Origin of the sequence: Arcanobacterium urinimassiliense (assembly GCF_900119495.1) — a bacterium.
Taxonomy (GTDB): domain Bacteria; phylum Actinomycetota; class Actinomycetes; order Actinomycetales; family Actinomycetaceae; genus Arcanobacterium_A; species Arcanobacterium_A urinimassiliense.
On the sequence record NZ_LT632435.1, the window covers coordinates 657,799 to 666,114 of the forward strand.

7 protein-coding genes are annotated in these 8,316 nt (G+C 51.6%); 6 read left to right on the top strand and 1 reads right to left on the bottom strand.

Annotation, left to right across the window (positions count from 1 at the left end; translation table 11 throughout):
- Positions 1 to 5: 5 nt before the first annotated feature.
- Entirely contained in the window at positions 6 to 2,669 is a 2,664-nt protein-coding gene (valS, locus tag BQ7117_RS03000) for a valine--tRNA ligase (RefSeq protein ID WP_073996127.1), read from the bottom strand.
- Between the two features lie 252 nt (positions 2,670 to 2,921).
- On the opposite strand from valS, the gene BQ7117_RS03005 reads away from it, so the two are divergent.
- The 6 genes from BQ7117_RS03005 to BQ7117_RS03030 are packed head-to-tail and all read left to right on the top strand — an operon-like array spanning position 2,922 to position 8,245.
- Entirely contained in the window at positions 2,922 to 3,671 is a 750-nt protein-coding gene (locus BQ7117_RS03005; protein ID WP_073996128.1) for an SNARE domain-containing protein, read from the top strand.
- A 9-nt stretch (positions 3,672 to 3,680) separates the two neighbouring features.
- A complete protein-coding gene (locus tag BQ7117_RS03010; protein ID WP_237563043.1) occupies positions 3,681 to 4,964 on the top strand; it encodes an aminotransferase class III-fold pyridoxal phosphate-dependent enzyme in 1,284 nt (427 codons plus the stop codon).
- On the top strand, positions 4,965 to 5,828 hold the full coding sequence (locus BQ7117_RS03015) for a transketolase (RefSeq protein WP_073996130.1): 864 nt from the start codon (positions 4,965 to 4,967) through the stop codon (positions 5,826 to 5,828). It abuts the gene before it with no gap.
- A 2-nt stretch (positions 5,829 to 5,830) separates the two neighbouring features.
- Entirely contained in the window at positions 5,831 to 6,841 is a 1,011-nt protein-coding gene (locus BQ7117_RS03020; RefSeq protein ID WP_073996131.1) for a transketolase family protein, read from the top strand.
- Positions 6,842 to 6,843: 2 nt separating this feature from the next.
- A complete protein-coding gene (locus BQ7117_RS03025; RefSeq protein ID WP_073996132.1) occupies positions 6,844 to 7,689 on the top strand; it encodes a hypothetical protein in 846 nt (281 codons plus the stop codon).
- Between the two features lies 1 nt (position 7,690).
- On the top strand, positions 7,691 to 8,245 hold the full coding sequence (locus BQ7117_RS03030; RefSeq protein WP_073996133.1) for a VOC family protein: 555 nt from the start codon (positions 7,691 to 7,693) through the stop codon (positions 8,243 to 8,245).
- Positions 8,246 to 8,316: the final 71 nt, after the last annotated feature.

An 8,316-nucleotide genomic window follows, 5' to 3' on the forward strand; every position in this document is an offset into this window, starting at 1 on the left:
TAGGGCTATTTCTGCTCGGTAAGCAGGGTGAAATCAGTTACGGAGTAATCTTCTGCAGTTGCCACTGCTTGCAGCACGCATTCTCCTGTTATATGGGCGGCAGCCCGCAAATCACCTTGCGCAGCGGCCACTTTTTCTTCTGCCGCGGCTGGCATTAGCAAAGTGACTTCTGCATAGGCGGTGCGCTGGCTGACTTTCTGCTCCGTCTTTACCTTTCGCAAGGCATGCAAAGCTTCTGCCGTAGCCTCCAGTACGCTGCCATCGGCATCGCCAATAGCGGAAGCTAGCATCTGCGCATCTGGCCATTCGGCTCGATGTACGCTGCCACTGCGGTACCACGACCATATTTCTTCCGCTGCATAGGGAAGATACGGGGCAAAGAGCCGCACAAATACATCGACAGCTATATTCAGGGTGGTGCGGGCAGAAATAATTTCCGCCGTTTTCCCAGCTGCCGAATAGGCGCCGTCTCGGTCTTGGGCGCGCGCCTTCACCAGCTCCAGATAGTCATCGCAGAAACTCCAGAAGCAGCTCTCGGCTTCTTCTAAAGCGTAGCTATGCTGATAATTCTCTAGTGCGGTGGTAGCTTCTTTCACCACTGCCGTCAACTTAGCCAGCAAAGCGCGATCGAGTGGCTCGGTGACGGCCGCCAAATCGAGGCTTACGGGCGCGCCTTCGTTCATCTGGAATGCAAACTTAGCTGCATTCAAGAGTTTCATCGCTAAGCGCCGCCCAATCTTCATTTGCTTTTCATCGAAGGCGGTATCCATGCCTAAACGCGCAGAGGCAGCCCAATAGCGCACCGCATCGGAGCCGTGCTTTTCTAGCAGCCCCATCGGCGTGACTACATTGCCTTTCGATTTCGACATCTTTTTCCGATCCTCATCGAGAATCCAGCCCGAAATAGCGGCATTCTTCCACGGAATATCGTGGAATTCGAGATGGGAGCGCACCATCGTGGAAAATAGCCAGGTGCGGATAATATCTTGCCCCTGTGGGCGCACGTCCATTGGATAAACCTTGGCAAATAAATCGGCGTCATTAATCCACCCACCCGCAATTTGTGGAGTGAGAGAAGAAATTGCCCAGGTATCCATAATATCTACTTCCGGAGCGAAACCGCCGGCTTGGCCGCGCTGCTCAGGAGTATATCCAGGCGGGCAATCCGAGCTTGGATCTACGGGAAGTTGTTCTTCGCGCGGAGTGATAACCGCGGAATAGTCAATCTGCCCATTCTCATCTATGCGATACCAAAGTGGCAATGGCACGCCGAAGAAGCGTTGCCGCGAAATCAGCCAATCGGTGCTAAGGCCCTCTACCCAATTGTTGTAGCGTACGCGCATGAAATCTGGATGGAAATCCAACTCTTTACCACAGTCGAGCAGGTTCTCGCGAAGAGTCTTCCCGTTTTCTTCGCGGTACTCAGTGCCGCCGTTGCGAATATACCACTGGCGCGAGAGCACGATTTCGAGCGGCTTATCTCCTTTTTCAAAGAAATTAGCTTCTCGATCGGTGGGGCGGGCTTCGCCAATCATCTCGCCGCTTTCTTGGAGCTTCTCCACCAAAATCTTCCGCGCGGTGAAAGTAGTTTTACCCGCCATTTCTTCGTAAACGGCGATTCCGTGTGGATCCGTAATCCATTCCGGAGTAGTGCGGTACAGCCGGCCGTCTTTTTCTAAAATAGAGCGCATCGGCAGGGAGAGATCGCGCCACCACTCGATATCGGTGATATCGCCGAAAGTACAGCACATAGCAATTCCGGCGCCTTTATCCTTTTCCGCTTTGTGATGCGGAAGTACCGGGATTTCCACTCCGAAAATCGGCGAAGTTACGGTGGTGCCAAAAAGATGCTGGAAGCGCTCATCGCTCGGGTGGGCAATCAAAGCCACACAAGCGGGGAGCAGTTCGGGGCGTGTAGTCTCGATTACTACATCTTCGCCATTTGGGCGGTGAAAAGCGAGGGCGTGGTAAGCGCCCGGATAGGAGCGATGCTCCACTTCTGCCTGCGCCACCGCGGTCTGGAAAGTAACATCCCACAGCCCCGGTGCTTGGGCTTGGTAGGCTTCGCCGCGCTCTAAATTGCGCAGGAACGCACTCTGGGCGACTATCTGCGCTCGCTTCCCAATTGTTTGGTAGTTTTGCTGCCAATCTACCGAAAGACCGAGATATCGCCAGAGATTCTCAAACTGCTTTTCATCTTCAGTAGAGAGCTTCCAACAAAGTTCAATAAAGTTACGCCGCGAAATCGGTTTCTGATCGGCATAGCGAATAGATTTTCCCTCTCCGCCTTCGTACGGCGGCTGGAAATTTTCTTCATATGGAAGAGAAGGATCGCAGCGCACTCCGTAGTAATTTTGTACGCGCCGCTCGGTAGGCAGGCCGTTATCGTCCCACCCCATTGGATAGAATACGTTTTTTCCGCACATTCTCTGGAAGCGCGCAATGATGTCGGTGTGGGTGTAGCTAAATACATGCCCTACGTGTAGTGAACCAGAGACGGTCGGGGGAGGAGTGTCGATAGAATAGACTTCCTCCCGGGTAGTTTGCCGGTCAAAGCGATAAGTGCCGGCCTCTTCCCACTCTTTACTCCAACGTTTTTCTAAGCCCTCTAGGGCAGCTTTTTCCGGAACCTCGGTGTGATCGAGCAATGCGGATTTCTTCTCATACATAGAACTATTCTTACACGAAAGCCCCGGATTCCGCTCCTATATTAATTATGCAGGTGGTCATATTATTTGTCTGCACATTCTTTTTAAAGAAATTACTTATTTCCAATTGAATGTGAGCTGAGTAATATGTAGACTGTTTATATCGAGAATAGAGTATCAGGTAAATTTTAAGTAATTTAGATGCGCAAAATCGTCTAAATACTCGAAACTCAGGGTACTATTATTCTTAAGCTCAACGAGGAGGCGACCTAAATGGATAATGCAACATTAAGTCGAGTCAATCTAAATGGCGTATTTAAAGCGCTAGAAAAATTGGTTGAACTTGACGATAAAGCTGCAGCTCTCATCGCAAATGCCGATGAGGTCATTCAGTTTACCAGTCCGAAGGTAACGATTCGGCTGGCTATTAAGCACGGGACCATTACGCATCACCGCGGTGCAGGTCCAAACACTATGAACCTAGCGTTCCCCACCCCTAAGATGGTGAACAAAATGTTCGACGGCACCGGTATGCCGATTCCGGTTAAAGGAATTACCAAGATTAAGTTCTTGACCGGAACCTTTACCGAACTGACCAATATTCTTACTGATTATTTGCGCCCCACTCCGGAAGCTCTCAAGGATGAGAATTTCCGGCGCATCAATACGATTCTGACGCTCTGTGTAGTGGCCAATTCTGCTAGCGAAATAGCTAATAGCGATGAGAAGGGTCAGCAGAGTGCGCAAGGAATGCGGGACGGCGATTTGCAACTGGCAGTAATAGATGGTCCGGCCTATATTCTCCGCATTAAGGATCACAAGCTCACCACCATTGAAGGAGTTACGAATACCCCGAGCTCTCGCATGATTTTCTCCAGCTTGGATGTGGTTGGTGGAGTACTGCGGGGAGAGATTGCTGCTTTCTCTGCCATCGGTTCGCAGGATATCCGCATTAGCGGTTACGTCCCGAATCTGGATAACTTTAATCGGCTTCTCGGTCTGGTATCTCAGTACCTCAGTTAGGAAAAGATGATGGAAACATACAAATACCCCAAGAGTCAAGAACTATTTCAGAAGAGTGCCAAGGTAGTACCGAGCGGTATTTACGGCCACCTCGGACCAGGCGAAGGCTGCTTCATGCCTATCGACGCTTATCCGCTTTATGCTGAGAAAGCTAAGGGATCCTATTTCTGGGATATTGACGGCAATAAGTTCATTGACTACATGTGCGCTTATGGTCCGAATGTCCTCGGCTACAACGATCCCGATGTGGATAACGCCTTCAAAGAGCAGTTGAAGAAGGGTAACTGCATTTCTCTTGCTTCGGCGCGTCTGCCTGAACTGGCAGAATTGCTGGTAGATACGATTGATTCAGCTGATTGGGCCTTCTTCGCGAAGAACGGTGGCGACGTAACTGCCATGGCCGCTCTGACGGCTAAGGCAGCGACCGGCCGGAGCAAGATGCTGATGTTGCACGGTGGCTACCACGGTGTAGCTCCTTGGATGCAGCAGATTGATTACTCTGGTATCGCCAAGGAAGACGTAGCCAACAATCTCTATGCAGATTTCGGCAACTTCTCCCAGATTAAGCGGATTGTCTACGAAAACAAGGGTCAGATTGCTGGCTTGATTTCGACTCCGTATCACCATCCTGCTTTGGCAGATAATATGCTGCCGCCGGAAGGCTACTGGCAGAAGGTACGCGATCTGTGTACGCAGGAAGGAATTGTACTAATCGTAGACGACGTACGCTGCGGATTCCGTTTGGATGTACACGGCTCTGATCATCGCTATGGCTTCAACGCTGATCTGCTCACCTACTGTAAGGCACTGGCCAATGGCTACAATATCTCCGCTCTCGTAGGGCGCGAATCCCTGCAGGATGCCGCAGCTTCGGTATTCTACACTGGTTCCTACTGGCTCTCCGCGGCTCCGATGGCTGCCGCGATTGCTTGTATCACCAAGATGCGGGAGATGGATCTAGCGAAGGTCTGCTTGGAGAAAGGCAAGAAGATCACGGATGGCCTCGTAGAGGTAGCTGCTAACAACGGCTTCCATCTCAAGGTGACTGGTGAGCCTTCGATGTGGTTCATGCGCACCACCGGCTATGAGGATATTGAAGATCCGAATAATATGCTGCATCAAGCATTTATCGGCGAGTGCGTACGGCGCGGAGTGTTCTTGGCCAACCACCACAACCTCTTCATCAATGCCTCTTTGACTGATAAAGACATTGAGCAGACCTTAGAAGTCGCTGATGAAGCTTACCGCGTAATTCGCAAGGACGTTAAGAATATTCTCGGAAAGGGATTTTAAATGAGTATCGATCCGAATACCTGGCGGCGTCTCGAAGATAAAGCTCACGAACTTCGAGGACTCACCCTAGATACCGTCTATTGGGCTGGCGGCGGGCACGTGGGCGGCTCGCTTTCCGCACTCGATGTGCTGACCGTACTTTACTACGATGTAATGAACTTCAGCGCCGATAAGCTCGACGATCCTGATCGTGATCGCTTCGTGCTTTCCAAAGGGCATATTGGTGTAGGTTATGCACCACTGCTAGCCGATTTGGGCTGCTTCCCCAAGGATTGGTTGAAGCGCTTCAATAAGACTGGTTCCCCCTTGGGCATTCACCCAGACGGTTCGAAAGTACCGGGCGTAGAAATCGCGACCGGCTCTCTCGGGCACGGCCTTTCGATTGCTGCTGGCATGGCAAATGCTTCGCGGCTTTCCGGGCGTAACTTCGACGTCTACTGCATGATGGGCGACGGCGAATGCGATGAGGGCTCTGTATGGGAGGCAGCTATGGCTGCTTCACACTTCAAGCTCGATCGCCTTATCGGCATTGTCGACCGCAACAAGGCCATGATTGACGGCATGACGGAAGACGTCATGAACCTGGAGCCTTTTGCAGATAAGTGGCGTGCCTTCGGTTGGGAAGTATTTGACATCGACGGATCTTCGATTCCGGAGATTTACGATGCTATTTATGCGGCCCGCGAAGTAAAGGGCAAGCCGGCCATGATTATTGCCAATACGGTGAAAGGCGCTGGAATCGATAGTATCGCCGGCGACTACAAGTGGCATTACGGCTCGTTCAGCGAAGACCAGGTCAAAGATGGGCATGAATCCCTCGAGCGCTACCATGCACAGCGCGTAGCAAAGATTAAGGAGAGCTAAAGATGGCTGGAGGATTAACTTATACAATGCTTGACGCCGGCGATATGGCTACCGCTGAGGTATATGGCCGCACGCTGGTGGAGCTGGCTGGGGAGCATCCGGATATTGTCGGTTTCTCCGGCGATTTGGCAAAATCCACGAAGATTGGTCTGTTGGCAGATGCCTACCCGGATCGTTTCTTCAACGTAGGTATTGCTGAGCAGAATATGTTTGGTATGGCTGCTGGTATGGCGAAGTGCGGATACACCCCCTTCGTCTCCACCTTCGCCGCATTCGCAACTATGCGTGCCTTGGAGCAGCTGCGTACCGATATTTGCTACGGCAATGCAAATGTAAAAGTAATTGCTACGCACTCCGGTCTTTCTTTCGGCAATGCTGGTTCTACCCATCAGAGCCCTGAAGATATCGCGATTCTGCGTTCCATTACTAACCTGGTCACCCTCTGCCCGGCAGACGGCCGTTCGACGGTGCAGGCAGTACTAGCTGCCTATGAGCATCAAGGTCCGGTCTATGTGCGTGTAAACCGTGGCTATGACCAGAATGTATACACTGAAGAGATTCCGAACTATCGCATTGGTGGTTCTCACACAGTGCGCGAAGGCTCCGATTTGACGATTATGGCCACCGGCTCGGCAGTATGGCGGGCTATTCAGGCGGCAGATATGCTCAATAAGGAAGACGGCCTTTCCGTACGGGTAATCGACCTCTATTCGATTAAGCCTCTCGACGAAGAAGCTATTAAGAATGCAGTGGCCGAAACCCGCCGTGTAATTACGGTAGAAGATGCCAATATTGCCCACGGCCTCGGCTCGGCAGTCGCCGATGTTGCAGCCAGCACGGGCAAGGGCTTCGCCTTCCGTAAGCTCGGTGTTCCGGATACCTGGTCGATGATTGGCCAGCCGGAGGATCTCTACGCTCACTATGGTTATGATGAGAACGGTATCGTCGAATCCGCTCGGGAGCTGATGCGCATCGAGATTGAAGAGGACGACGACTGGGATGATGAGGTATAAGAATGAGCGATATACCTCTCGAGCAAGAAGTAAAGTACCAGACCCTCGTTTTCCTAAACGCGGTGGTGCCGACCTTAAAGCCGATAATCAATAACGTTCCGGCGCTGACGAAGGCTTTTAAGGGTCTGAACGGCGTGGTGCAGATTTCTGCATTAACCGGCGAAAAAGATGAATTCGGCGCTCCCGAGAAGGTAGCTACGCGGCTGGAGGTGAACGACGGAGAAGTCTCTATTCGCACCGGTGTGCATCCGGCGCCGAATGTGGAGCTACAATTCGCATCGCGCGAAGCTCTAAACGGATTTTTCCTCGGCACCATCAATCTGCAGACGCTGCCGAAGATGAAGGGAGTACTCTCTAATGTCCGGCTTTTCGTAGCCGCCTTGCGGTCGCTGCTCTACATGGCAGATCTGCTCGGCCAGACGGAAGCTCCCGAAGATCCCGATAAGGCAGCTCTGCTCACCAGATGCATGTTCTACCTGCTCACTAGTGGAATATCTCAGCTTAATAAAGCTAAGCATCCACTCTTTAGTGAATGGGCAAAGAACCAGCCTGATCGCGTCTACGAACTCTGCGTAATTGGCCATGAAGAACTTAATGCGTATATTCGTGTTAAGGGCGGGCGCACTAAGGCAGTAAGAGGGCCTTATACACGCTCTAAGCCATTCTTCGCTCTCGCATTCGACTCGGTACCGAGCGCCTTAGGCACTCTGCAGGGTACCGATGACATGATCGACGCTACTATTGCGCAAAGAATTATTATGCAAGGAGCTCCGGAGTATGGAGCTGATTTGGGGGCTATGATGCTCGCAGTCGGCGACTATGCTCAGAAGCCAGTTGGAGGTGCCTAAAATGGGAATTCTCGATCCAGTAAAGAAGCTGTTCTGCGGTCCGCGCGTCCATGGGGTTACCCATGCGGGAGTGACTGTAAGCAATTTTGAAGAAGCCATCAAATGGTATAGCTATATGTTTGATTGGCATCTGCTCAATGAGCTTACTGTAGAGCCGGAGAAAGCTAATACGCTGGTAGATCTCTACGGAGAAGAAGGGCTGACGATTCGGCTGGGCTTCCTAGGTACGCAGAGCACAAATGTACTAGAGATATTTGAGTTCTCGCCTAAGGCAGAGCCAGCACCGAAGACGGTCTGGAATCGCCCCGGCTATACGCATATCGCTATTAGCGTGAGCAATGTGCCGGCATTAAAGAAGAAGCTAGAAGAGAAAGGCGCGGAGTTCGTTTCGGACGTGCAGTTTATGGGCGGTGCCCACTGGGCGTTTATGCGTGACCCCGATGGCAATCTCATCGAGCTGATTGATTATCACGCAAACCGGATACCGATTGCCTTGGCCTCTAATCTGGTCGGGAAATTGCTGAAGAAGCTGCAATTCGGGTCCTACTATATCTAAAAAATAATTTCTGCCGCAGAGCAGAGATTTATAGATAGCATTGAGGCGGGGGCTGAGCTTAGTTGCTCAGC